Source organism: Pseudoxanthomonas sp. LjRoot206, assembly GCF_056175725.1.
Genome location: NZ_JBGFFI010000001.1, coordinates 126,701 through 150,602 on the forward strand (window position 1 = coordinate 126,701; position 23,902 = coordinate 150,602).

General features: G+C 70.4%; 20 protein-coding genes. 11 read left to right on the forward strand and 9 right to left on the reverse strand.

What is annotated here, in order from left to right; translation table 11 throughout:
* Nucleotides 1-12: 12 nt before the first annotated feature.
* The 3 genes from AC04MD_RS00640 to AC04MD_RS00650 form a co-directional block, all read right to left on the reverse strand.
* Nucleotides 13-516, reverse strand: coding sequence for a hypothetical protein (locus AC04MD_RS00640; RefSeq protein WP_475495412.1), 504 nt, complete (start codon nucleotides 514-516; stop codon nucleotides 13-15).
* 9 nt (nucleotides 517-525) lie between these two features.
* Nucleotides 526-1,611, reverse strand: a complete 1,086-nt coding sequence (locus AC04MD_RS00645; protein ID WP_475495413.1) for an SMP-30/gluconolactonase/LRE family protein — start codon at nucleotides 1,609-1,611, stop codon at nucleotides 526-528.
* A gap of 139 nt (nucleotides 1,612-1,750) precedes the next feature.
* Nucleotides 1,751-2,158: a DoxX family protein gene (locus AC04MD_RS00650; protein WP_475495414.1), complete on the reverse strand. Its 408-nt coding sequence runs from the start codon at nucleotides 2,156-2,158 to the stop codon at nucleotides 1,751-1,753.
* 113 nt (nucleotides 2,159-2,271) lie between these two features.
* Between AC04MD_RS00650 and AC04MD_RS00655 the strand changes: the two genes are divergently transcribed.
* From AC04MD_RS00655 to AC04MD_RS00665, 3 genes are all read left to right on the forward strand, one after another.
* On the forward strand, nucleotides 2,272-3,168 hold the full coding sequence (locus AC04MD_RS00655) for a LysR family transcriptional regulator (protein ID WP_475495415.1): 897 nt from the start codon (nucleotides 2,272-2,274) through the stop codon (nucleotides 3,166-3,168).
* Nucleotides 3,169-3,285: 117 nt separating this feature from the next.
* Nucleotides 3,286-4,683 (forward strand): DUF1800 domain-containing protein, encoded by a 1,398-nt coding sequence (locus tag AC04MD_RS00660; protein WP_475495416.1) that lies wholly within the window; start codon nucleotides 3,286-3,288, stop codon nucleotides 4,681-4,683.
* A gap of 2 nt (nucleotides 4,684-4,685) precedes the next feature.
* On the forward strand, nucleotides 4,686-5,819 hold the full coding sequence (locus tag AC04MD_RS00665) for a DUF1501 domain-containing protein (protein ID WP_475495417.1): 1,134 nt from the start codon (nucleotides 4,686-4,688) through the stop codon (nucleotides 5,817-5,819).
* Nucleotides 5,820-5,822: 3 nt separating this feature from the next.
* On the opposite strand, the gene AC04MD_RS00670 is transcribed toward AC04MD_RS00665, so the two are convergent.
* On the reverse strand, nucleotides 5,823-9,029 hold the full coding sequence (locus tag AC04MD_RS00670) for a putative bifunctional diguanylate cyclase/phosphodiesterase (protein ID WP_475495418.1): 3,207 nt from the start codon (nucleotides 9,027-9,029) through the stop codon (nucleotides 5,823-5,825).
* Nucleotides 9,030-9,370: 341 nt separating this feature from the next.
* Here AC04MD_RS00670 and AC04MD_RS00675 point away from each other — a divergent pair, with 341 nt between their 5' ends.
* Complete coding sequence (locus AC04MD_RS00675) at nucleotides 9,371-9,760, forward strand: MAPEG family protein (RefSeq protein WP_475495419.1); 390 nt, start codon at nucleotides 9,371-9,373, stop codon at nucleotides 9,758-9,760.
* A gap of 120 nt (nucleotides 9,761-9,880) precedes the next feature.
* Nucleotides 9,881-11,029 carry a COG3904 family protein gene (locus AC04MD_RS00680; protein ID WP_475495420.1) on the forward strand — a complete coding sequence of 383 codons (1,149 nt, stop codon included), beginning with the start codon at nucleotides 9,881-9,883 and terminating at the stop codon, nucleotides 11,027-11,029.
* 461 nt (nucleotides 11,030-11,490) lie between these two features.
* Here the strand turns inward: AC04MD_RS00680 and AC04MD_RS00685 are convergent, their stop codons facing one another.
* Genes AC04MD_RS00685 through AC04MD_RS00695 form a run of 3 tightly spaced genes read right to left on the reverse strand, consistent with a single transcriptional unit; the run spans nucleotide 11,491 to nucleotide 12,926 of the window.
* Complete coding sequence (locus tag AC04MD_RS00685; protein WP_475496143.1) at nucleotides 11,491-11,721, reverse strand: RNA-binding S4 domain-containing protein; 231 nt, start codon at nucleotides 11,719-11,721, stop codon at nucleotides 11,491-11,493.
* A 26-nt stretch (nucleotides 11,722-11,747) separates the two neighbouring features.
* Nucleotides 11,748-12,392: a hypothetical protein gene (locus AC04MD_RS00690; protein ID WP_475495421.1), complete on the reverse strand. Its 645-nt coding sequence runs from the start codon at nucleotides 12,390-12,392 to the stop codon at nucleotides 11,748-11,750.
* 30 nt (nucleotides 12,393-12,422) lie between these two features.
* Entirely contained in the window at nucleotides 12,423-12,926 is a 504-nt protein-coding gene (locus AC04MD_RS00695) for an RNA polymerase sigma factor (RefSeq protein ID WP_475495422.1), read from the reverse strand.
* Nucleotides 12,927-13,106: 180 nt separating this feature from the next.
* Between AC04MD_RS00695 and AC04MD_RS00700 the strand changes: the two genes are divergently transcribed.
* The 6 genes from AC04MD_RS00700 (at nucleotide 13,107) to AC04MD_RS00725 (ending at nucleotide 21,818) form a co-directional block, all read left to right on the forward strand.
* Nucleotides 13,107-15,005 carry a DEAD/DEAH box helicase gene (locus tag AC04MD_RS00700; RefSeq protein ID WP_475495423.1) on the forward strand — a complete coding sequence of 633 codons (1,899 nt, stop codon included), beginning with the start codon at nucleotides 13,107-13,109 and terminating at the stop codon, nucleotides 15,003-15,005.
* A gap of 228 nt (nucleotides 15,006-15,233) precedes the next feature.
* Nucleotides 15,234-16,832 (forward strand): sensor domain-containing diguanylate cyclase, encoded by a 1,599-nt coding sequence (locus AC04MD_RS00705; RefSeq protein ID WP_475495424.1) that lies wholly within the window; start codon nucleotides 15,234-15,236, stop codon nucleotides 16,830-16,832.
* A 132-nt stretch (nucleotides 16,833-16,964) separates the two neighbouring features.
* Entirely contained in the window at nucleotides 16,965-19,382 is a 2,418-nt protein-coding gene (locus AC04MD_RS00710; RefSeq protein WP_475495425.1) for a putative bifunctional diguanylate cyclase/phosphodiesterase, read from the forward strand.
* Between the two features lie 37 nt (nucleotides 19,383-19,419).
* Nucleotides 19,420-20,139: a pseudouridine synthase gene (locus AC04MD_RS00715; protein WP_475495426.1), complete on the forward strand. Its 720-nt coding sequence runs from the start codon at nucleotides 19,420-19,422 to the stop codon at nucleotides 20,137-20,139.
* Nucleotides 20,140-20,229: 90 nt separating this feature from the next.
* On the forward strand, nucleotides 20,230-21,303 hold the full coding sequence (locus AC04MD_RS00720) for a GGDEF domain-containing protein (RefSeq protein ID WP_475495427.1): 1,074 nt from the start codon (nucleotides 20,230-20,232) through the stop codon (nucleotides 21,301-21,303).
* A gap of 92 nt (nucleotides 21,304-21,395) precedes the next feature.
* Nucleotides 21,396-21,818 carry a universal stress protein gene (locus AC04MD_RS00725; protein ID WP_475495428.1) on the forward strand — a complete coding sequence of 141 codons (423 nt, stop codon included), beginning with the start codon at nucleotides 21,396-21,398 and terminating at the stop codon, nucleotides 21,816-21,818.
* Between the two features lie 12 nt (nucleotides 21,819-21,830).
* On the opposite strand, the gene AC04MD_RS00730 is transcribed toward AC04MD_RS00725, so the two are convergent.
* A complete protein-coding gene (locus AC04MD_RS00730) occupies nucleotides 21,831-22,877 on the reverse strand; it encodes a DUF1176 domain-containing protein (protein WP_475495429.1) in 1,047 nt (348 codons plus the stop codon).
* The gene (locus AC04MD_RS00735) at nucleotides 22,874-23,821 is read right to left on the reverse strand and encodes a DMT family transporter (RefSeq protein WP_475495430.1); all 948 of its coding nucleotides are present in this window, start codon (nucleotides 23,819-23,821) and stop codon (nucleotides 22,874-22,876) included. The genes AC04MD_RS00730 and AC04MD_RS00735 overlap by 4 nt, the downstream gene beginning before the upstream one ends.
* Nucleotides 23,822-23,902: the final 81 nt, after the last annotated feature.

Here is a 23,902-nt window from a genome sequence, read left to right on the forward strand (position 1 = left end):
GCCTGCGCAGGATCAGGTCGCAGGACGCAGCTGGATGCGGCCGCGGCGCAGCACGCGTACCTGCAGCGCCATGCCGGCCAAGAACACCAGGAAGGTCGCGCCCACCAGCTTCTGCAGCAGCGGATCCTGCGGGCCCGACACCAGCGGCGCGCCGATCGGCACTCGCGTCAGCGTTTCGGTGAAGCCGGGAATGAAGTGGAAGTACACCGTCAGCGTGAACGCCAGCGACGACGCGACGTGCCGCCACGAGCCCAGCACCGCGTTGCGCCCCAGCAGCACCGCGATGGCGAGCACGACCAGCGTCAGCACGGTCAGGCCGTGCGCTTCGCTGAGCTTGCCGGTGCGCATCAGGAAGAAGCTGGTCAGGCAGGTGGCGACGGTGAACCATATATAGGTCTTTCCCAACGCCGTCGCATAGCGGATGTCGTGGTAGCGCAGCAGCGTGTACAGGCCGCCGAACAGCGAGACCAGGCTGATGGCGGTGTGGAACCAGCCGAACGGGGTGATGTTGAGCATGGGAATTCCTCAGTGATCGAGCGGCGGCGGATCGGGGAGATCGAATTGCATGAGGTTCCAGCGGGTGACGTCCTCCTCCCATTCGTCGCCGGCGGCGGGCGTGAGCGGCAGGGCGAGGTTGGCGACGATCATGCGGCGGCCCTGCACCGCGGTCGCGGCAGGAAACAGCAGGCCGCGCGGCGCGCCATCGGTCGCCACGCCGAGGAAATCGCCGGCGCGGTGGCGCACGCGGCCGCGCTCGTCCAGCGCCACGATGGTGTCGATCTGGTTCGCCGCCACCCACAGCAGGCCGTGGTGGAGCAGCAGGCCGTCGGCGCCGTACACGCCGTCGGCGAGCACGTCGATGGCGCCATCCGGCATGCGCTTGCGCAGCACCCGGCCGTCGCCGGCGTTGTTGAGGTAGAGGATGGATTCGTCCGCGTTGAACGCCAGTCCGTTTGCGCCGAAGGGCAAAGCACCGGTAGTCGCCAGCAGCGGATCGCGAGCGAACATCTCGACCTTGCACGGGTGGCACGTCGTGGCGTCGGCGATGCGGTAGACCGCGCCCTGGAAGGAATCCGACACGTAGAGGTCGCCCGCGCGGTCGAAGACCAGCCCGTTGATCGCGGGGAATCCCTGCGACCCGTAGGCGATCACGTCCTGGCTGCCATCGGGATTCGCGACATGCCGTGGCGGTGGCGTCGTCGGCGCGAGCGCAGTGAACGTCACCACGTCCTCGACCCGCGTATCGGCACTGAAGCGTGCATCGAGCCGCTGCAGCTTCGATGCGCCGAAGTTGAGCACGTACAGGTCGCCCTTGAAGAGTGCGATGCCGGTGAGCGGTGTCGCGCCGAAGCTGCGCTGTGCCAGCAGGCGTCCGTCGGCCGAGAACCGCAGCAGTTGGTTGTTGCGTAACGACGCCGGCTCCCGCGCGTCGAAGGTGCCCACATAGACTTCGCCGCTGGCGGGATCGGTGGCCAGGCTTTCCGGATGGCGCACGTTGTCGGGCAGCACGGCGAACGGTGCCACCGGCAGGCGCGCCATCTCTGTGGCATGCGCGGATGTGCCTGCGAACAGGCCTGCCAGGCACAGCAGCGGGAGGAGGCGACCAGGCATGCGGGAGTCCACGGCGAGGCAGCCTGCACGCTCGCATGGCGGTCGCGTCTGGTGCTTGTACCGGCGTGCGGTCGCGGTGGCCCGCAACGGCGAACGCCAGCACGGGGCCGGCGTTCGTCCTGTCGCGGAGCGTGACGGATCAGCGGTTGTCGAGGCTCCAGCCGCCGGCGCCGCGTGCGGCCAGGGTGATGAAGCCGCCGGCGATGGCGATGTTCTTGAGGAACATGATCTGCTGGATCTGGTCGCCGAGGTTGCTGTGGAACAGCACGGCGCTGGCGATGGAGAACGCGGCGAGCAGGCTGGCGACGATGCGCGTGCGGTAGCCGGCGACAATGGCCAGGCCACCCACCACTTCCAGTGCGATGACCAGCGGCAACAGGGCACCGGGGACGCCGACCGACTCCATGTAGCCGGCGGTACCGGCGTAGGCGGCCAGCTTGCCGAGGCCGGAGATGACGAACAGCGAGGCGATCAGGGTGCGGCCGGCCAGGTTGGCGGCGCCGTGGAGGGCAGGGGTACGGGTGAGCGGGGCGGTAACGGTGGACATGGTGGACTCCGGGGAATGAGGTGGGTGCAGCGGGAACGGAGCGCAGGTTAGGCCGTCGCCATGCATCCCGGAAGCCTATATATTTCGATGAAATCCATCGTCTGGAGCGATACATGCTCGACGCCGTCACGCTCGACCAGCTGCGCACCTTCATCGCGGCGGCGGAGCAGGGCAGTTTCTCCGCGGCCGGACGCAAGCTGCGCCGCGCGCAGTCGGTGGTCAGCCAGACGCTGGCCAACCTGGAGCTGCAGCTCGGCGTCACCCTGTTCGACCGCAGCGCCCGCTATCCGCAACTCACCGATGCCGGCCGCGCGCTGCTGGTGGAAGCGCGCGCGGTCGCCGAGCACATGGACACCTTCAAGGCCCGCGCGCGCAGCGTCGCCGAAGGCCTCGAGCCTGAACTGTCGGTGGTGGTGGACGTGATGTTCCCGATGCAGGCGCTGACGCGCGCCGCCGCCCACAGCGGCACCGCTTTCCCGCACACGCCGTTGCGGCTGTACGTGGAAGTGCTGGGCGGTGTCGTCCAGCCGGTGCTGGACGGCACCTGCCGGATCGGCGTGGTCGGTTCGTTGCCCGACCTGCCCGACGAACTCGAGGTGGAACCGCTGCAGCCGGTGCCCTTCGTCACTGTCGTTTCGCCCGCGCATGCCATGGCCGGCGTGCGCGGCACCGTGCCGACGAAGACGCTGGTGAAGCACGTGCAGCTGGTGCTCACCGACCGCACGCCGCTGACCGCCGGGCGCGATTTCGCCGTGCAGTCGCCGCTGACCTGGCGGCTGGCGGATCTCGGCGCCAAGCATGCCTTCCTGCGCGCCGGCCTCGGCTGGGGCCATATGCCGCTGCCGATGGTCGAAGAGGATATCGCTGCAGGCCGACTGAAACGGCTGCGCATCGCCGACGCCGATCCGCGTTACGCGCAGATGCCGATGCGCGCGGTGTGGCGCAAGGATGCGCCGCCCGGGCCGGCGGGTCGCGCCTTCCTGGCACAGTTGCGCGACGGACGCGAGTAGTCCGCAGGCGCATTCATGCGCGTGAAAATGCGACGACATCGCTGAAGGCATTCGACGAGCTGTCAACGCCTGCGCACGCGGGGCGTTGGAACCTCTGTCGTTCCCACGGAGCCGCCCATGACCCGACGTGAAGCCGTCAGCGCCGCCAACCGGTTCGGACTCGGTGCGCGCCCGGGCACGCTCGACCGCATCGACGATCCACGTGGCTGGTTGCAGTCGCAACTGGGCGCGCCGCCTGCGATCGCGCCTACGGCATTGCCGTCGAGCGCCGACTATCTCGCTGCGGAGTACGACTACCTGCGCCAGCGTCGCGAGGCGCGCCAGGCGGACAAGCCCGGCGACGCGGTCATGGGATTCCGCGAGCGCTTCGGCAGGCAGCAGCAGGCGGAACTCGGCTGGCGCTATCGCCAGGCGGTGGTGACCGAACAGGATTTCGTCGAACGGCTGGTGCGGTTCTGGTCGAACCATTTCGCCGTTTCCGTCGACAAGCGCACGGCCACGCTCTACGCGGCGCCGATGGAGCGCGAAGCGATCCGTCCCCAGGTGACCGGCGATTTCGCCGACCTGCTGTTGGCGGTCGAGCGGCATCCGGCGATGCTGCGCTACCTCGACAACGTGCGCTCGGTCGGCGAGCAGTCGCGGCTGGCCGAGCGGCAGCGGCGGCGCGCGCAGGACGACGCGGCGCCGCGCGCCGGCCTCAACGAGAACCTCGCGCGCGAGATCCTGGAACTGCACACGCTTGGCGTCGACGGTGGCTACGCGCAGGACGACGTGCGCGAACTCGCCCGCGCCATCACCGGCTGGAGCGTGCCGGCGGCGCGCGGACGCCAGGCCGGCGATGGCACTGCGAGTTTCCAGTTCCGTCCCAATGCGCATGAGGCCGGCACGCGCCAGGTGCTCGGTCGCCGCTACGCCGCCGACGGCGAAGCGCAGGGCCGCGCGATCCTGCGCGACCTCGCGGTGCATCCGGCGACCGCGCGCCACGTCTGCGGCAAGCTGGCGCGGCATTTCATCAGCGACACGCCACCGCCGGCGGTGATCGAGCGCATGGCCGCCGCGTGGCAACGGCACGGCGGTGCCTTGCGGCCGGTGTACGCCGCGCTGATCGACAGCGACGAGGCGTGGTCCGCCGATGCGCGTAAACTGAAGACGCCGGACGACTTCGTCGTGTCGACGCTGCGCAGCACCGGCACGACGACGGTCGCGCAGCCGCGCGTGCTGGCCGGTCTGCTGGGGCGGCTCGGGCAGCCGCCGTTCACGCCGCGCTCGCCGGAAGGCTTCGCCGATGCGGCCGCCGACTGGAGCGGCGCCGATGCCGTGTGGAAGCGCATCCAGGCCGCGCAGTCGCTGGCGGAAACCGCCGCAGGCGACGATCCCGATCCGCTGCGTACCGCCACGGTCGTGTTCGGCGATGCGCCCGATGCCGACACGCTGACCGCGCTGCGGCGGGCGGAATCGCCACGCGAAGGGCTCGCGCTGCTGTTCGCCAGTCCCGCCTTCCAGTGGAGGACCTGACCATGCCGATCACCCGACGCCACTTCCTCGCCGCCGGTGCGGCCGCCACCACGCTCAGCCTGTGGCCGCGTTTCGCGCAGGCGAGCGGACGCAGCGATACACGCCTGCTGGTCGTGCTGCTGCGCGGTGGACTGGACGGCCTGCATGCGGTCGTCCCCACCGGCGATCCGCAGCACGCGAGCTTGCGCGGTCGCTTGGCCGTAGCCGACGCGCGGCGGCTGGATGCGGATTTCGCCCTGCATCCGGCGCTGGCCTTCAGCCATGAGCTGTACGCGCGTCGCGAATGGATGCCCGTGCTCGCGGTGGCGCCGCCCTACCGGCAGCGCTCGCATTTCGAAGCGCAGGACAACCTGGAGAGCGGCACGGCCGCCACCGGCGGTGCGACCGGCGGCTGGCTCAACCGTTGCGTGGCCGCGCTGCCGTCATCGCGCGCGCTGTCGGTCAGCACGGTGATGCCGCTGATCCTGCGTGGTCCGGCCGACGCGACGACCTGGTCGCCGCCCTTGCCCGACGACGTCAACCCGATCCTGCTGCAGCGCCTGCAGACGCTGTACGCCGCCGATGCCACGCTGGCGCATCCGTTCGAACAGGCGGTCGCCGCGCAGGGCATGCAGGCGGGCGGCAACGTCGCGCGCCTGCCGCAGGCGATGGCCGCGGCGGCGCGCTTCATGGCGGCGAACGACGGGCCGCGCGTCGGCTTCGTCGAGAACACCGGCTGGGACACGCACGCGCAGCAGGGGCCGGTGCTGGCACGCAAGCTGGCCGAACTCGACCAGGGCCTGCGCCAGTTCCACGACGGCATCGGCGAGGCGTGGTCGCGCACGGTGGTGGTGGTGGCCACGGAGTTCGGCCGTACCGCGGCGGTGAACGGCACCGGCGGCACCGACCATGGCACCGGCACGCTGGCGATGCTGGCCGGTGGCGCCATCGCCGGTGGACGCGTCGCGGGCGAGTGGCCCGGCCTGTCGCCGGCGCAGCTCAACGAAGGTCGCGACCTGCGCGCGACCACCGACCTGCGCAGCGTGTTCAAGGGCGTGGTCGGCGATCACCTCGGCATCGCCCGCGTGACGCTGGATGCACGGGTGTTCCCGGACAGCGGCAGTACGGCCGCGATCAAAGGCCTGCTGCGCGGCTGAGCGTCAGCCCGCGGCGTGGCGCAGTTCGCCGCGCGCCAGCGTGGTGGCTTCGTCGACTTCCATCGGGCGGCCGAAGAAGTAGCCCTGCATCTCGTCGCAGCCCATCTGCTGCAGCGCGTGCATCTGTTCGGACGTCTCCACGCCTTCGGCGACCGTGCGCATGCCCATCTCGTGCGCCAGCACGAGGATGGTGCGGGCGATGGCGCGGTCGGTGCTTTCCGTCGCGATGCCGTCGACGAAGCTGCGGTCGATCTTGAGGATGTCCAGCGGCAACCGCTGCAGGTAGGCCATGCTGGAGTAGCCGGTGCCGAAATCATCCAGCGCCAGCTTCACGCCCAGCGCGTGCAGGGTCTGCAGCATCTGCTGCGCGGCGCCCATGTCTTCCACCAGCACGCTTTCGGTCAGTTCCAGCGTCAGCGCGTCGGCCGGCAGCTCGTGGCGCTGCAGGCAGTCGGCGATCCACGGCGCCAGCGTGGGCTGGCCGAGCTGGCTGGGGGACAGGTTCACCGCCATGCCCAGCGTGCGCAGCCCCATCGTGCGCCAGCGCGCCAGCTGCTGGCAGGCCTGCTCCAGCACGAAGTGGCCGATGTCCTCCATCAGGCCGGCGCTTTCCGCCAGCGGGATGAACACCGACGGCGGCACTTCGCCCCAGGCCGGATGGCGCCAGCGCGCCAGCGCTTCGAAGCCGATCAACTGCGAGGTATCGCCGGCGACGACGGGCTGGTAGGCGAGCCGCAGCTGGCCGCGCGCGACCGCTTCGCGCAGCGCGGTGACGCGGCTCAGGCGATCGTTGGCTTCCTGCTGCGCGCTGGCCGACGGCAGGCGCACCTGGTTGCGGCCGGCGCGCTTGGCCAGGTGGCGCGCGTCGTCGGCGCTGCGCAGCAGGGTCTGCAGGTCGGCGCCGTGCTCCGGCGCATGCGCCAGGCCGATGCTGGCGGTGACGGTGAACGAGGGATGCGTCGAGTACAGCGCGATCGGCTGGCCCACCGCGCGGCGGATGTCCTCGGCAAAGCGGGTGAGCCGGTCGATGTCGACGTCGGCGAAATGCGCCAGGAAGCCTTCGCCGCCATAGCGGTACACGCTGCCCTGTCCGTCGCAGGCCGCGAGGATGCGCTGGCCCATGCGCCGCAGCACTTCGTCGCCGCCGTCGTGGCCGAACGAATCGTTGACCATGCCGAAGCCGTCCAGGTCGACGATCGCCAGCGCATGGCCGTGCGCCGACGGCGCCGCGATCCGTTCGGTGATCAGGTTGGCCTGCGCCGAGAACCGCGGCAAACCGGTCGCGCTGTCCATCGCGGCGGCGTCGTTGAGCCGGCGCTGCGCATCCAGCCGGCGCTCGGTTTCCAGCAACAGAGAGCGCGCGGTCTCCGCCGCTTCCGACGAGCGTCGCCGCGAGATGTCGAGCAGGAACAGCACGAACGCGATCAGCAGGCCGCTGCTGAGGCCGCCGACCACCAGGGCGCGCGGCAGCGTGAACGAGGTCAGCGACGGCGGCGCCCACAGTTCCAGCTGCACGTCGTGGCCCGGCAGCGAAACGCGTTCCACCGAAAGCGGCGCGCCCTGCGGCTGCCCCTGTTCCAGCGCCGGCATGCCCACGGCGGTGGCGCGCACCGGCCGGTCCGACAGCACTGCCTTGCTCAGCGTGCGGATGAAATCGTCCAGCGCGATGAAGCCCTGCGTGCGGCGTCCCGCGGTGTCGACGGTGAGCCACCAGCCACCGGCGACCGGTAGCAGGTGACCCGCGTCGGCCACGGGCACGGGTGGCGAGGGCGCGACCGGCGCTTCGAAGCCGGGCTGCACCCAGCGGAACTCGCGGCCGTCGTCGCCCACGCTGCGCACCACGCGGAAGCCGGCGAAGGCACCGACCATGTCGTCGACATAGTGGTCGAACAGGTCTTCGGCGGATTCGGGCACCGCCGCGCTCAACGCCGCGGACAGCTGGCGCAGCGCACCGCGGCGCAGCTCGATGCCCCGCAGGAAGGTCGGCGTGGTGGAGGCGGCCTGCGTCTTCATCACGTTGCGCGCCATCGCATCGCGGTCGCCCGACGCCGCGCCCCAGTACAGCCCGCCCAGCATCAGTGCCGCCGCCATCGGCAGCACGCCGAACATGCGCTCGCGCAGCGAGTTCTCGCCGGCCACCGCCAGCGCCAGGCCCAATGCCACCAGCTGCGCCGACGCGGTCAGCGAGATCTGGTAGATCGACATGCCTTCGCGGTGGTAGGGCAGCTGGATCAGCAGGCCCAGCGTCGCCATGCCGGCGACCGAGGCCATCGCGATGCCGAGGCCGCGGGTGATGCCCCAGCGCACGCTTTCCCATCGCTGCAGCGACTGCGGCAGCAGGGCCACTGCCAGCCACGCGGTCAGTACGCCGTAGTCGGTATAGCCGCCGATCAGTGGCGTGGTGGGGCGCGGCAACCAGCCGATCCGGTGCAGCAGCGCGTTGGCGGGCGTGGTGATGCCGCCCAGCGTTTGCAGCAGGGTGAACAGCAGCGGCGCGATGACCAGGGCCAGCACGATCCAGGCGGCCCGCTCGTGATCGCGCTGGCGCAGCAGCAAGGCCAGCGCCACCAGCGCGACGCACAGCGTCGAGATCGGTCGCATCGGCGGGAAGTCCACGCCCATCCTGCCGATCAGGCTGCCGGGCGCGTGCCAGCCGACCAGGGCAATCACCGCGAACGCCAGCACGAAGGCGACCAGCTCGGTGCTGGTGTCCAGCGCGCGCCCGTCGCGCAGCGTGGGCGTGTAGACCAGCAGGAACATCGCCAGCGCCGACAGCGACAGCGCCCAGCCGATCTCGGGAACGAGGTCGCCGGCCTGCAGCGCGCCCAGCAGGGGCTGCACGGCCAGCAGCAACAGCGCGGCGGCGAACACGCGCATGACGAACTCCGGCCAGAACCCGCGCCAGACCCGCATCCAGGCGATGACCGTCGCCGCGGCGAGCACCAGGCAGGTGCCCAGCGCATGGAACTGCCACAGGTGCATCAGGAACAGTGCGCTCAGCAGGCCGGCCACTGCCAGGCGCACCGGCCGCTGCGCGCTGCGCCAGGTGGCGATGGCCACCAGCACGCCGACCACGGGCACGCTGTCGTCGAGGAAATGGTCGCTGCCGACATCCACCAGGGTGAGCGTGGCGGCCAGCAGCCAGGCGAACGCGGCCGCAAAGCGCTGCGCCCACTGGACGGGCCGCCAAAGGTCCTGGTGTATTGCCAATGCATTCCCCTGCGGAGCCGACACTCCGTAGCACTGTGATACCCAAATCACCCGAAAGCCGCAAGCACGTCCTCAGCCGTTCAGGGAGCGCAGCGTCCCGCGCCTGGGCAGAACGTCAGCGGCATGACGAAATGCGTGTACCCGTGCCGTGTCAGCAGGAACGCGATGCACCGTCGCTTCGCACAGGTCTGTGAACCGCGTCAAGGTTCGGGTTGGTGTGCCGGGTCGCGAGACCGACGTAGTCTCCCGGATCGATCAACCGTGCTCGCGATGTCCACGCCACGCAGGCCCCGCGTCGGCTGCGCTAGAGTGCCCGGCACCGTCCACGGGGAAACGCCGTCATGCCGATCGAACTGAAGATGCTGGCCTGGTCCGTCGCACTGGGCCTGGCGCACGTGCTGCTGGGGGCCGCGCTGACCACCCACCAGCGTGGGTTGAAGTGGAACGTCGGCGCGCGCGATGCCGCCTTGCCGCCGTTGACCGGCGTGGCGGCGCGCATGGACCGCGCATTGCGCAACTTCCTGGAGACGTTCCCGTTCTTCGCCGCCGCCGCACTCGCCGTGGCCGTGCTGGAGCGCGGCGATGCCACCACCGCGCTGGGTGCGCAGTGCTATTTTTGGGCACGGCTCGCCTACGTGCCGGTGTATGCGGCGGGCATTCCCTACCTGCGCACGGTGATCTGGGCAGTGTCGCTGTGGGGGCTGCTACAGCTGCTGTGGGCCCTGCTGTGACAGCGGCGCGCGCCCCGGGTTCATCGCACGGTGGGACCCCGCGCTGGATTTCACCCTAGACTAGGCCGACCCCCTCCATGCCCGGCCGCTGCGGCCTGGCGTCGTGCCGTGATCGACCGGATGCTGTCCCGCACCTCCTATTTCGCCCCCGCTGCGCTGCTGATCGCCGTCCTGCTGGCCGCCTGTGGCCCGGTCGCTCCGGAAGGAGCGTCCGATGCCGTGGCCGAAGCCTCACCCGCCACCACGACGGATACGCCGGCCAAGCAGGCCGAGCGCGGCGACGGGGCGGTGTCGAGCGGGCCGCTCGTGGGCGTGCCGCCGGCCGCGCCGGCAGAAAGCGCCCCGTCCGAGGGCATGCCGACCGACTGGCCGGCGTCGAAAGTGAGCTCCGGCCAGGCCTGGGTCAGCTGCCAGGCCGAATACAACACCGACGAGGGCGATGGCGCGGCGCTGGAATCGCTGGCCTTCTTCAGCGTGGTCGACGCGCTGTCGCCGTGCCAGAAGGGCGGCGTGCTGCGCCTGCGCTACCAGGGCAAGATCGCCGCCGACTTCACCGACCTGGTGGCGCGCGTGGCCGACATCGCCGGTCGCATGGGCATCCACAAGCGCATCCTCGACCTCGATTCCGCCGGCGGCCAGGTCGAGGACGCGATCAAGGCGGGCGACGTCATCGGTGCCGGCGGCTGGACCATCTGGGTGCGCGAAGGCTCGGTCTGCCACAGCGCCTGCGTATTCGTGCTGGGCGCGGGCGACAACCGGATGATCTCCGGCAAGGTGGGCGTGCACCGCATCATCCGCATGAGTTCCACCGCGACCACGCGCGCCGAACTCAACGAGGAACTGCGCGGCGTCTACGACCGGGTGAAGGACTACCTGTCGCGCAACGGCGTGGCCGTCGCGGTGGCCGACCTGATGATGACCGTGCCCAACCGCCGCCTGCGCCTGCTCAGCAAGGACGAACTGCAGGAATACGGCCTGGACGGTACCAATGCCGCGCAGGACGACCTCGACCGCCTGCAGCTGATGCGCCGCTGCGGCGATGACTTCGTCATGCGCCGCGATGCCTTCATGCGCAGCTTCGACAGCAAGTGCAAGCGCGCGGACGCGGGCCTGGACGACATGCAGGCCTGCGGCCTGGCGCTGCGCACGGAGTTCGGCTTCCCGGATACCACATGCCCGGCCGACAGCCCGCTGTCCGAGTTCGACCGCATGGCCGATAGCGACGACGCCCCCGTGGTGCTGCCCGACAGCGCCGGCGCGGTACCGTAACGCGAGCGCATCGCGTCGTCCCGAACGGGACCTGCCGTACGCAGCGCGACGCTTTCCGTGTGACAAGGGCGGTTCCGAGCGTGGCGAGAGCGGCTTTGCGCCGCATGCGAGCGGTGGCGAGCGTGGAGAGCGGCTTCCCGCCGCTCCGGAGCGGGTTGAAGTGAACCCGGAGCGGCGTGCATCCCTCTCCAAAGCGGTTTCGAGTGTGAGCAGAGCCGCTTTCCGCCGACCGGAAGGCGCCTGGAGGGTGGAGAGAGCGGCGCCCAGCGTCATCGATGACGCTCGTAGTGTGAGGAAACTGACGTTTACCGTCGGGCAATGCGGCTTCGAGCGTGGAGAGAGACGCTTTTTCCCGCTATGGAGCGGCCTGGCGTTTGGCGGGAGCGGCTTTTTCCCGCTCGGGAGAGGGTTTTTCCCGCTCCCGGGTGGCGCGACGTGGATCGCGCGTCGCGGCGTCGGCCTCAGCCGTGGGCGGCGGCGACCCGGATCTCGACGTCGTCGATCGTGACGACCTGGCCGGCGCGGATCTTCGCGGTCTTGCGCAGTTCCACCGCACCGTCCACCGATACGTCGCCGCTGGCCACGATCGCCTTGCCCTGGCCGCCGCTGTCGGCGATGCCGACCAGCTTCAGCAACTGGTTGAGTTCCACGAAGTCGTGGTGCGGATCAAGGTCGAAGTCGATGCGTGGCATGCGCGCAGTGTAGGCCAGGGCCAGCGTCATTCCTTTTCGAAATGCGCGATCTGCTCCAGCAGCGTGCGGCTGCGGCGGACCCCGACGCTTTCCTCCCACGTCGCTTCGGCGCGCGGGCGGCGGTGGCGGTGCCAGTACACGGCGGCGACCGTGGCGACGAAGCCGGCGACACTGATGAAGAAGCTCCAGGTGATCCAGGCCGGCGTGCCCGCGTCCGGATCGACCGGGCCGAGGCCGGCGAAGCCGACGATGACCAGCAGCCACATGATCCACCACGGCGCGCCGCAGATCATCGCGTTGAGGCCGTAGAAGCGCTGCAGCAGGCCGAAGCGTTTCTGGATCTTCAGCACCGGCGCGGTGTAGTCCATCGTGCCGATCAGGCTCATGGTGATGAAGGCCATGACCATGGTGACCACGCCGAACGCATGCAGGGCGATGCCGCTGGCGAACAGGCCGGGCACGTCGGGGTTGCGGCCCCAGCACGCCACGCCCAGCACCAGCAGGCCGGCGCCCAGCAGCGCCTGCAATGCCTGCGCCCAGAACAGCGGGCGCACGGTGCGCTTCACCGTATCCAGCTTGCGGTCGCGCAGCAGTTCCCACTGGATCGTTTCCTGCCGTTCCAGCCGTTCGCCTAGCGTGCGCCAGGCGGATTTCAGTTCATCCGGTTCCATCGTGTGTGCTCCCGTCGTGGAGGGGGTGGGTCAGAGTTCGTCGCGCAGCCGCTGCTTCAGCCGGCCGATCTTGGTGGCGACGTTGGTTTCGCTCAGGCCGAGCACGTCGGCCATCTCGCGGTAGCTGTGGTCTTCCAGGTAGAGCAGCAGCAGGGCGCGGTCGAGCGGCGGCTGCGCCTGGATGAAGCGGTACAGCAGGTCGACCTGCTGGCGGCTTTCGTGGTCGTGCGCCCGCGGGTCGGCCACGTCGTGGTGGTCCTCGTGCCAGGCCTCCGGCTGCACGCCGCGGGTGCGGCTGCGGACGTGCGAGATGGCCACGTTCAGCGCGATCCGGTACATCCAGGTGGAGAACGTCCGGGCCGGGTCGTAGTCCGGCCAGGCGCGCCACAGCTGGGTGGCGATCTCCTGCACCAGGTCGTCGCGGTCGTCGGGGTGCCAGGCGTAGCTGCCGGCCACCTTCATCAGCACGCCGCGGTGCCGCTGCAGCAGCTGCGGGAAGTCCGTGGCGGCGTCCATGTCGGTCAGGCGGTTCATGATCGTGATCGTTTCCATCCCGGCACCCGGTGGATTGTGCGGTCTGGAAAGTGATTCGCCGGGGCGGCGGAAAAATCACGGCCGGGACGCCCGGTTCGTGCTGCAGCGCGACAGGAGGCCCCCGAAGGCGCACAATACGCGGCTCGGCGTGCGGCTCCGCGACGCCACCGGAGTGTCCGCATGTCTACCGAATCCCCTTCGCCCGCCCCCCTGATGTTCGCCGATCTCGGCCTGCCCGCGCCCGTCATGGCGGCGGTCACCGAGGTGGGCTACGAGACCCCGTCGCCGATCCAGGCGGCCACCATCCCCGCCATGCTGGCCGGCCGCGACGTGCTGGGCACGGCGCAGACCGGTACCGGCAAGACCGCCGCGTTCGCGCTGCCGGTGCTGGCGAACATCAAGCCCAACGCCACCAGCCCGCAGGCGCTGGTGCTGGCGCCGACGCGCGAGCTGGCGATCCAGGTGGCCGAGGCGTTCCAGAAGTACGCCGGCAAGATCCCCGGCTTCCACGTGCTGCCGATCTACGGCGGCCAGAGCTATTACCCGCAGCTGCAGGCGCTGAAGCGCGGCGTGCACGTCGTGGTCGGCACGCCCGGCCGCGTGATCGACCATCTCGAGCGCGGCTCGCTGGACCTGTCCGGCCTGACCACGCTGGTGCTGGACGAAGCCGACGAAATGCTGCGCATGGGCTTCATCGACGACGTCGAGACCGTGCTGAAGAAGACGCCGGAGACGCGCCAGGTGGCGCTGTTCTCGGCGACGATGCCGCCGGCCATCCGCCGCATCGCGCAGACCTACCTGAAGGAACCGGTCGAGGTGAACATCGCCTCGAAAACCACCACCTCGGCCAACATCCGCCAGCGCTATTGGTGGGTCAGCGGCATGCACAAGCTGGATGCGTTGACCCGCATCCTGGAAGTGGAACCGTTCGACGGCATGATCGTGTTCGCCCGCACCAAGGCGGCCACCGAGGAACTCGCCGACAAGCTGCAGGCGCGCGGCCTGGCCGCCGCCGCCATCAACGGCGACATGCAGCAGGCGGCGCGCGAGAAGACCATCCAGCAGCTCAAGGACGGCAAGCTCGACATCCTCGTCGCCACCGACGTGGCCGCGCGCGGCCTGGACGTGGAGCGCATCAGCCACGTGCTGAACTACGACATCCCGTACGACACCGAAAGCTACGTGCACCGCATCGGCCGTACCGGCCGAGCCGGCCGCGCCGGCGACGCGATCCTGTTCGTCACCCCGCGCGAGAAGGGCATGCTGCGCTCGATCGAGCGCGCCACCCGCCAGCCGATCGAAGAGATGCAGCTGCCCAGCGTGGAAGCGGTCAACGACCGCCGCGTGGAGAAGTTCCTGGCGCGCATCACCGACACGCTGGCGTCCGGCAAGGCCGGCGAGTTCCGCGCGCTGATCGAACGCTACGAGCGCGAGCAGAACGTGCCGGCGGTGGACATCGCTGCCGCGCTGGCGCAGCTGGTGCAGGGCGACACGCCGCTGCTGCTGTCGCAGGAGCGCACGCCACGCGAACAGCGCCCGGTGCGCAGCGAGACCTACGGCAACGCGCCACGCCGCGAGCGCGACGAGCGTCCGCGCCGCGACGACAGCCAGGGCGAGCGCCCGGCGCGCAGCTTCGACAAGCCGGAACGCTCGAAGATCGAACGCCCCGACACCGATCGCCCGCGCGCCGACAAGGCGCCGCGCAGTGCGCCGGAGGTGGGCATGGAGACGTACCGCATCGAAGTGGGCCACGCGCACGGCGTGAAGCCGGCCAACATCGTCGGCGCGATCGCCAACGAGGCGGGGCTGGAGAGCCGCTACATCGGCCGCATCGACATCCAGCACGACCACACCACGCTGGACCTGCCCGAAGGCATGCCGCGCGAAGTGCTGATGCACCTGAAGAAGGTCTGGGTGTCGGGCCAGCAGCTCCGTATCCACAAGCCGGGCGAGGGCGGTGGTGCCGGTGCGGGCGCCGCGCCGCCGCGCAAGTTCGGCGGACCGGGCAAGGGCAAGCCGCGCGGCGACAAGCCGTTCGGCACCGGCAAGCCGCACCGCAAGGGGCCGCCGCGCGACTGAGGGCGATGGGCAGGGAGGAGGGAAGCCCCGGGCGACGAATGACCTCCCACGCGTCGCCTCGGCGAACGTTCAGTGAGTACCTGCGCGGATGTCTCGGCCGTGGCACGGATGTTGCATTCCCTGGACGCAAGCCAGCGCACCGGACCTCGGGAGCGGCGACGTAGCGGAGTGTCTGTGACGGGGAGCAGGGGGCGGATTGGCGGAATCGCGGGGTGGCTATGGCTGCTCGTGGCCCTGTCGTGCCCGGCGCTGGCGGCTCCGCAGGCGGGCCGCGACTACCTGGTCACCGGCATGCCCACGTCCGAACAGGCCCCGCAGCGTCACTGTACGCCCGCGATGCAGGCGCAACTGACCGAACGTGTCGAGCTACCCGCGCCGCCGGAGGGCTGGTCCGGTGCGCCGCAGGCGGTCAACGTCTTCAACATCTTCGCCGGCGAGGTGCGCGTGCACCACGGCGACCGCGAGATCTGCGGGCGCATGCACGACGCGCGCACGCGCGACTCGCGCTTCCGCGCCGGCGTCGGCATGGTGGTGGTGCCGCCGGCAGGCAACCGCGAACCCATCCAGGTCGCGTGGGAAAAGCCGCTCAAGCCCGGCTGGATCCCGACCATCCGCATCGGCGCGCCCAGCCCGGTGCAGCAGTTCGACACCGCGCGCCTGCTGGTGCGCACCGCCTGCGTGGCGATCGCCATCGCGCTGGCGTTCATGGCGCTGATGGGCTTCCTGACCACGCGCGACCGCGTCTTCCTCGGCTACACGCTGCTGTGCGCCCTGAGCGTGCTCGGGCAGTCGGTGTTGAGCGGGCTGAGCGGCTATCCCGAACCCTGGCTGCCCGTCGATGGACAGGAAACCCGCTGGCTGGTGGCGTTCTCCTGCGTCGGCCTGCCGATCCTGCTGTACGTGATGTGGCTGCTGGTCGGCGGTGCGCGCATCTGGCCGCGCACGCAGCGCTGGCTGCCGTGGTTCACTGCCTGCCTCTGCGCGCTGGCCGTGGCGGCAGCGTGGCTGCCGACCACGGGCCTGTCGCAACTGGCCACCGCGATGGATGCCGGTTTCCTGGTCGGCTGCGCGGTGGTGTTCGCGCTGGGGCTGGGCCTGCTGCCCCACCATCGCGCCGACGCCGTGCCGGCGATCACCGCGGTGTCACCGTTCCTGGCGATGGCGGCGATGGACCTGGCCGACAGCGGCCTGCTGATCGAATATCGCGTCGAAGCGATCCAGCTGTCGATCACCTGGTTCCTGACCGTCAGCGCCTACGTGCTGAACCTGCGCCTGGGACAGCTGCGCCGCCAGCGCGACGAGATGCGCGCGCTGGCCGACACCGACGGTCTGACCGGCCTGCCGAACCGTCGTGCCGGCCTGAAGCGACTGGAGCAGCACATGCGCGATGCGCGCACCGGTGAGGGTGCGCTGGCGGTGGGCTTCCTGGACATCGACCTGTTCAAGCGCATCAACGACCTGCACGGGCACGAGGTCGGCGACCAGGTGCTGGTCGCGGTCGCCGCCACGCTGACCGCGGCGGTGCGCGATCCGGCGGACGTGATCCGCATGGGCGGCGAGGAATTCCTGGTGCTGCTGCCGGGTATCGGCGGTGCGACCGCGCGTGCGCGGCTGGAGGCCATGCGCCACCAGGTGAGCGCGGCGGGCGCCGGGCTCGGCATCGACGGCCTGGCCGTCACCGCCAGCATCGGCCTGGCCACGCTGGCACCGGAGGACGCCGATCCCGCCTCGCTGCTGCGGCGGGCGGACGGTGCCATGTACCGCGCCAAGCACGCCGGGCGCGACCGCGTGGTCGACGCCGAGGCCGCCGTCGACGTCGAACCCTGACACGGCACGACCACTGGTCGGCGGACGGCGTCCGTACCCGCGCTGTCCCCTCAAGCCGGAGGCGGCCGGGCCGATGAACGACAGCGGGAAGGCGTGGACGCCGGCCTGCAGTCGAATCGACAGGAGCGGCATGTGCACAACGGGGTGACCAGCGCAGGGGGCGGACCCGGCCGTCGGGACGACGACCGCGGGCTGCACCGGCTGCCTGCGCGCGTGGCGGCGCTGATCCTGCTGTCCGCGCTGGGCGCGCTGCTGACCGCCGCCGTGCTGGAGACGCAGGCGGGCGCGACCGCCTACATCATCGGCGAGAGCCACTGGTCCAAGGCGCAGCAACGCGCCGTGCACAGCCTGTACCGCTACGCGAGCCACGCGCAGCCCGCCGACCTGGCCGACGCCCGCGCCGCGCTGCGCATTCCCCTCGGCGACCGCGACGGCCGGCGTGCGCTGGAGCGCGATCCGGTCGACCTCGCGGCGGCGCGCGCCGGCTTCCTGCAGGGCGACAACGCACCGGACGACATCGGGCGGCTGATCTGGATGTACCGCGTGCTGGCCGACGCGCCCTACTTCCGCGACTCGGTGCGCCTGTGGCGCGAAGCCGAGGTCGAACTGCAACAGCTCGTCGTGCTCGCCGACGACCTGGAAGCGGGGCAGGCGCGCGGCGCGCTCGACTCCGACAGCATCGAGGCCTACCAGCGCCAGCTGATGGCGATCGATGCCCGCGTGCGCCCGAAAGAGCTGGCGTTCTCGCGCTCGCTGGCCGACGGCGCCAACTTCATGCGGCGCGTGCTGCTGGGGCTCAGTGCGCTGGTGTTCGTCGTGCTGTGCGCCTACGCGCTGTACGTGGTGCGCAGCACGCTGCGCCGCGTGCGCGAGACCGAAAGCGAATTCCGCATGGCCTTCCACCAGTCGGTGGTCGGCATGCTCAAGCTGGACCGCGAGGGCCGGTTCACCCAGGCCAACGAAGCCTTGGCGCAGATCCTGGCGCGGCCGTTGCAGGAGCTGCGCACGCTGCGCCTGGCGGACGTGCTGCACGCGGACGACCTGCCACGCGATGCGGACGGCGGTATCGACTGGGAGCGCCTGTGCGACGCGGGCGAGCGCCGGTTCGTGCGTCCCGACGGTGAGGCGCGCTGGGTGCGCTGGACCGCTTCGCCGGTCGACGCGCGAGCAGGTCGCGGCGCCCACGTATTCGTGCTGGCGGAGGACGTGTCGGACGCGCACGAGCTGGCCTGCGAGATCGCGCACCAGGCCAGCCACGACGAACTGACCGGGCTGATCAACCGGCGCGAAATCGCGCGCCGGCTGGGCTGCGCGCTCGGCCAGGCGAAGGGCCGGCACACGCTGTGCTACATCGACCTGGACCAGTTCAAGCTGGTCAACGACACCTGCGGCCACGAAGCGGGCGACCGCTTCCTTTGCCAGTTCGCCGGCACCGTGTCCTCTCAGCTGCGCCGCGACGACTGGCTGGGGCGGCTGGGCGGCGACGAGTTCGCCATCCTGCTGCACGACACCACGCTGGACGAGGCCGAAGCGGCGATGGCGCGCATCCACGCCGCGCTCGCGGACACCAGCTTCGTGTGGGCGGGGCGAAGCTTCGGCCTGAACTGCAGCATCGGCGTGGCCGAGATCAACGACGAGGCGGTGGACGTGGACTGGCTGCTGCGGGCGGCGGACGCGGCGTGCTACGTGGCGAAGGAAGAAGGCCGCAACCGCATCCGCTGCTACCGCGACTCTGATCCCAGCCTGTCGCGGCGACGCCACGAACTGGAGTGGGTGGCGCATACGCAGCTGGCCCTCGCCGAACAGCGCCTGCTGCTGTACGCGCAGCGGATCGTCGCGCTGGACGGCAGCGACCGCCTGCAGTACGAAGTGCTGGTGCGCCTGCGCGACCGCGACGGCCGGGTGCACGCGCCCGGCGCATTCCTGCCGGCGATGGAGCGCTATGGGCAGGGCATGGCGGTGGACGCCTACGTGGTGGACGCGCTGTTCCGCCACTTCGCCCGGCATCCGGACCACCTGGCCAGCCTGGAGCTGTGCCATGTGAACGTGTCGGCGCAGTCGATCGCCGAGCCGGCCTTCCTGGACCACGTCACCGCGCTGCTGGACCGGCATCCGCAGGCCGCGCGCAGCCTGTGCTTCGAGATCACCGAAACTGCGGTGATCGCCAATCTGGACGATGCCTGCCGCTTCATAGAAGCGGTGCGCGCTCGTGGCTGCCGCATCGCGCTGGACGACTTCGGCAGTGGACTCTCCTCGTTCGCTTACCTCAAGCGGCTGGCGGTGGACATCCTCAAGATCGACGGCGCCTTCATCCGCGACCTGTCGCAGGGCGACGCCGACCTGGCGCTGGTGCGTTCGATGAGCCAGATGGGCCAGGCGCTGGGCAAGGTCACCATCGCCGAATGGGTGGAGTGCGAATCGGTGATGGCGCAGCTGCGCGAGGTCGGCATCGGCTACGTGCAGGGCTATGCGGTGCACGTGCCCTGTCCGCTGCCCGAGCTGACCGAGGCCTGGGCCGGCACCGGCGCAGCGTGCGCCGAGCCTGCCTGACGCCCACGCCGGGCGGCCGATCCCGGATAATGGCGGCATGACCATCCGCCTCAACAAGCACATCGCCGAGACCGGCTTCTGTTCCCGCCGCGAGGCCGATCGGCTGATCGCCGAGCGCCGCGTCACCGTCAACGGCATCGCCGCCGGCATGGGCGCGGTGGTGGGCGAGGGCGACGACGTGCGCGTCGACGGCCAGTCGATCAGGCAGCGCGCCGCCAAGGCCGGCAAGCGCAAGCACGTGTACATCGTGCTGAACAAGCCGGTCGGCGTGACCTGCACCACCGAGTCGTCGGTGAAGGACAACATCGTCGACTTCATCGGCCACGAGCAGCGCATCTTTCCGATCGGCCGCCTCGACAAGGATTCGGAAGGGTTGATCCTGCTGACCAGCAACGGCGACATCGTCAACCAGATCCTGCGCGCGGAGAACCGCCACGAGAAGGAATACCTGGTGGCGGTGAACAAGCCGGTGACCGACGAGTTCCTGCGTGGCATGGCGCGCGGCGTGCGCGTGCACGGGCAGATGACGCTGCCGTGCCGCACCAGCCGCATCGCCAAGTTCGGTTTCCGCATCACCCTGACCCAGGGCCTGAACCGGCAGATCCGCCTGATGGCCGCCGCGTTCGACTACCGCGTCACCCAGCTGCGGCGCGTGCGCATCGACAACGTCAAGCTCGGCGACCTGAAGGCAGGGCGCTGGCGCAACCTGACCGACCCGGAACTGCGCGGCCTGCTGCCGCAGCAGGAAAGCTGGTGACGCGATAGCGTGACGGCGTTCGCGGTTGCGCGGATTTGCTGCCGGAGGAACGCGGGCATACTGCCGCCGTCCCGACTCCAGAACCATGGCATGAGCCGACCGCCCAAGCCGGACAACGAAGAAGCCCGCCTGGCAGCGCTGCGCAGCTTCGACATCCTCGACAGCGAGCCCGAGCGCGCGTTCGACGACCTGGTGCGCATCGCCGCCGGCATCTGCGGCGTCCCGATGGCCGCGGTCACCCTGATCGACCGCGACCGCCAGTGGTTCAAGGCGCAGGTCGGCATCGAAAGTCCGGACCCGTCGCTCGAGACCTCGTTCTGCGCGCATACGGTGCTGGATCCGTCTGCCGCCACCGTGGTGCCCGACGCCACCCTCGACCATCGTTTCGCGACCAATCCGCTGGTGGCCACCGCCAACGGCATCCGCTTCTACGCCGGTGCGCCGCTGGTGACGCAGGACGGCTTCGCCCTGGGCGCGCTGTGCGTGGTGGACGACCAGCCGCATGAACTCGCGCCGTTCCAGCGGGAAGCGCTGGATGCGCTGTCGCGGCAGATCGTGCAGCTGCTGGAACTGCGCCGCGTGAGCAAGCAGCTGCGCCACCAGTTGCACGAGCGCGCGTGGTACGAGCAGCAGATGCAGCGGTACCAGGACCAGTTGGAATTGCAGAACGCCGACCTGTCCGAACAGACGAAGACCGATCCGCTGACCGGACTGCCCAATCGCCGCGCCTTCACCGCCGCGCTCGACGCGGCCCTGAAAAAAGCGGCCCACGGCGGCGAGCCGCTCGCGGTGGCGGTGCTCGACGTGGACCACTTCAAGACCGTCAACGATCTCCACGGGCACGACGAGGGCGACCGCGTGCTGGTCGCGCTGGCGGACATGCTGAAGTCGCAGGCGGCCGGCCGTGGCCTGGCGGCACGCCATGGCGGCGAGGAGTTCGTCATCCTGATGCCGGGCGTCACGCTGGAAGAGGCGCGGCTGCAGTGCGAATTCATGCGCCAGGCCGTCGGGCTGCTGCCGATCGGCCTGCCGGTATCGGTCAGCATCGGGCTGGCGGCGCGCGGGCGGGAGGACACCGCGGAGACCCTGTTCCGCCGCGCCGACCAGGCCCTGTACGAGGCCAAGCGTGGCGGCCGCGACCGCGTGGTGTCCGCCGCCGCCTGATTTGATCGGGATCAATGCGGACCGCGACCGGCCGACGCATCGTCACGGGGTCGGCGGCGCACGGTGCGCCGCCCTTCACGCGGAGCACGATGATGAAGATCCTGTTGGCCGTGGATGGAAGCGAGGTCGGCTTGGCCGCCGTCCGGCACGTGGTCGAATTCTGCAAGGCGTTGGCGGAGATGCCCGACGTGATCCTGCTCTATGTCGATCCCCCATTGCTGCGCTCGGTGGCGCTGGAGCTGGGCAGCGACGGCGTGGATCGCTACCACGATGAAAACGGCGCCTATGCGATGAAGAAGGCGCGCAGCGCGCTCAAACGCGCGCAGCTGCCGTTCGTGCAGAAGATCGTGGTCGGCGAACCCGCCGAGAGCATCGTCAAGCAGGCGAAGGCGTCGAAGGCCGACATGATCGTCGTCGGTACGCATGGCCGTGGCGCGCTCAAGCAGCTGTTCGTTGGCTCGGTCGCCTTGAAGGTCATCGCACTGAGCCCGGTGCCGGTGCTGGTCGCGCGCTGAAGCGGATGCGGCTCAATCGCCGCGCGTGCGCCACAGCGCCGGCCATTCGCCGGGCGCGCCGCCTCGGCAGCGGTCGAGCAGGTGGTAGCGCTGCAACCGGAAATCGCGGCCGTCGTACGTCCACGAGGCGCTCTCGCCGCAGTCGGCGATGCCGCGCCCCTTCGCCATGTGCGAGAGGTGGCCGGCACTGAAATCGACGTTGGTGAAGGCGTCCACCATCCGGCGCTCGCCCTCGATCCGCACGGGCAACGGCAGGCGCAGTCGAACCGGCGTGCCGCTGCCGTCGCGGCGCGCACGGAACAGCAGGCTGGACGACTGGTAGGCGCCGCGCCAGCACTCCAGCATCACCAGCGCCTCGTCACCGTCGAGCGCGCCTGCGGCATCGAACGCCTCCGCCGGATCGATGAAGCAGTCCTCGCGCGTCACCTCGGGCGCCGCCTGCAGGCGGACGCGCGCGATCAGCGCCTGCGCCTGGTCCTCGCCCAGCGGCGGAGCGGGCACCGGCGGCACCGGTGCCGGCAACAGGGGCGCCGCAGGCACGCGTGCGGCCGGCAGCGAACCGCGCCGGCGCAGCGCGGTGACCGTGTCCAGCCGTTCCTGGGTTTCGTCGATCAGCAGCAACGCCGCCGACAGGCCGGACAGCGAGGCGGTGGGCGCGTCGTCGCCGGTGCCGGCCTGCAGGTGCGCCCCGTTGCGGATGGCATCGAGGAAGGCGCGGACCTGGGCGCCATCGCGGCCTATCGTCCAGGTGCCCCCGCCGGGCTGCACCAGCGCGGCGGCCGCGAACCGCGCACCGTCCAGGCGCAGGTCGAGCGGATCCACCGGCGCGTCGGATTCCAGCGTCAGGACGGGTTCGGCCGTCGGCCCGCCTTCCAGCACCAATCGAAGCACCAGCTGCGGATAGGCGTCCTGCATGCCTATCGCCTCGCACCGCGCACCGTTGTCGCACGCCACCACCCAGTCGCCGAACGTGCGGTACACCGGCGTGGCCGCGGCGCACGCCAGTGGCAGCGCGAGCAGGAGGAGAGCGGTCGGGAACAGGCAGCGGCGTGGTTTCATTCGACGACGTTCTTCGCCTCGGAGGTGCCCAGCATCTCCGGATGCTCGATGCGCTTCGGACGCTGCACCAGCGGATGCAGGAACACGGCGGCGAGGATGATGCCGACGCCCAGGTAGAACAGCGGCGTCAGTTCGCGCTGTTCGCCCAGCAGCACGATGGCCAGCACGATGGCGTAGACCGGCTCCAGGTTGGTCACCAGCTGCACGCCGTATGCGCTCAGATGCTTCAGCGCCACCAGCGACAGCGCGAACGGCAGCAGCGTGCAGGCCAGCGACAGCACCACCAGCAGCACCGCGTCTTCCAGGCCCGGCAACACGAACAGGTCACCGGCGAAGGCGGGGAACAGCATCGGCATCAGCGGCGCGAGCAGGGTCAGCAGGATCGTGCCCGCGCCCAGTTCCAGCCCGGTGATGGTCAGCGGTTCGCCATGGTCGATCAGGCGCTTGTTGAGCGGGCCGAACACCGCCACCAGCAGCGCCGACAGCGCGCCGACCAGCACGCCCAGCCGCATGCCGTCGGGAATGCCGCCGACCACCAGCGCCACGCCGGGCAGTACCGCGACGCCGAACAGCAGCTCGCGCCAGGAGAACGGCCGCCGGGTCAGCCACGGCTCGATCACCGAGGTGAAGGCGGGCGCCAGCGCGATGCAGGTCACCGCCACCGACGCGTTGGAGAGTTTGATGGCGCCGTAGAAGGTCAGCCAGTGCAGCGCGACGATCACGCCGATGCCGCAGTAGGCCAGCACCAGCTTCGGCGACATCGCGCGCAGTCCGCGCCACACGCGCGGCAGGAAGGCGAGGGCGACCACCACGAGCAGCATGCGCCACCACACCAGCGGCAGGGCGGACAGGCTGATCAGCTTGCCCAGGATCGGAGTGAAGCCCCACAGCAGCACGCACAGGTGGATCTGCAGCTGGGCCTTGGCGGTCGGTGTCATCGGCATGGCGCGTATTGTCGCTGAAGCACCCGGGACTGGCGATCAGGTCATCGCGACCATGCTTCCCCCTGTAGGAGCAACGTGAGT

What these genes read in the sequence shown, in the direction of transcription:
- AC04MD_RS00640 (WP_475495412.1), bottom strand. Translation starts at nt 516, where the DNA reads ATGCTCAACATCACCCCGTTCGGCTGGTTCCACACCGCCATCAGCCTG.
- AC04MD_RS00645 (WP_475495413.1), bottom strand. Translation starts at nt 1,611, where the DNA reads ATGCCTGGTCGCCTCCTCCCGCTGCTGTGCCTGGCAGGCCTGTTCGCA.
- AC04MD_RS00650 (WP_475495414.1), bottom strand. Translation starts at nt 2,158, where the DNA reads ATGTCCACCGTTACCGCCCCGCTCACCCGTACCCCTGCCCTCCACGGC.
- AC04MD_RS00655 (WP_475495415.1), top strand. Translation starts at nt 2,272, where the DNA reads ATGCTCGACGCCGTCACGCTCGACCAGCTGCGCACCTTCATCGCGGCG.
- AC04MD_RS00660 (WP_475495416.1), top strand. Translation starts at nt 3,286, where the DNA reads ATGACCCGACGTGAAGCCGTCAGCGCCGCCAACCGGTTCGGACTCGGT.
- AC04MD_RS00665 (WP_475495417.1), top strand. Translation starts at nt 4,686, where the DNA reads ATGCCGATCACCCGACGCCACTTCCTCGCCGCCGGTGCGGCCGCCACC.
- AC04MD_RS00675 (WP_475495419.1), top strand. Translation starts at nt 9,371, where the DNA reads ATGCCGATCGAACTGAAGATGCTGGCCTGGTCCGTCGCACTGGGCCTG.
- AC04MD_RS00680 (WP_475495420.1), top strand. Translation starts at nt 9,881, where the DNA reads ATGCTGTCCCGCACCTCCTATTTCGCCCCCGCTGCGCTGCTGATCGCC.
- AC04MD_RS00685 (WP_475496143.1), bottom strand. Translation starts at nt 11,721, where the DNA reads ATGCCACGCATCGACTTCGACCTTGATCCGCACCACGACTTCGTGGAA.
- AC04MD_RS00690 (WP_475495421.1), bottom strand. Translation starts at nt 12,392, where the DNA reads ATGGAACCGGATGAACTGAAATCCGCCTGGCGCACGCTAGGCGAACGG.
- AC04MD_RS00695 (WP_475495422.1), bottom strand. Translation starts at nt 12,926, where the DNA reads ATGAACCGCCTGACCGACATGGACGCCGCCACGGACTTCCCGCAGCTG.
- AC04MD_RS00700 (WP_475495423.1), top strand. Translation starts at nt 13,107, where the DNA reads ATGTCTACCGAATCCCCTTCGCCCGCCCCCCTGATGTTCGCCGATCTC.
- AC04MD_RS00715 (WP_475495426.1), top strand. Translation starts at nt 19,420, where the DNA reads ATGACCATCCGCCTCAACAAGCACATCGCCGAGACCGGCTTCTGTTCC.
- AC04MD_RS00720 (WP_475495427.1), top strand. Translation starts at nt 20,230, where the DNA reads ATGAGCCGACCGCCCAAGCCGGACAACGAAGAAGCCCGCCTGGCAGCG.
- AC04MD_RS00725 (WP_475495428.1), top strand. Translation starts at nt 21,396, where the DNA reads ATGAAGATCCTGTTGGCCGTGGATGGAAGCGAGGTCGGCTTGGCCGCC.
- AC04MD_RS00730 (WP_475495429.1), bottom strand. Translation starts at nt 22,877, where the DNA reads ATGAAACCACGCCGCTGCCTGTTCCCGACCGCTCTCCTCCTGCTCGCG.
- AC04MD_RS00735 (WP_475495430.1), bottom strand. Translation starts at nt 23,821, where the DNA reads ATGCCGATGACACCGACCGCCAAGGCCCAGCTGCAGATCCACCTGTGC.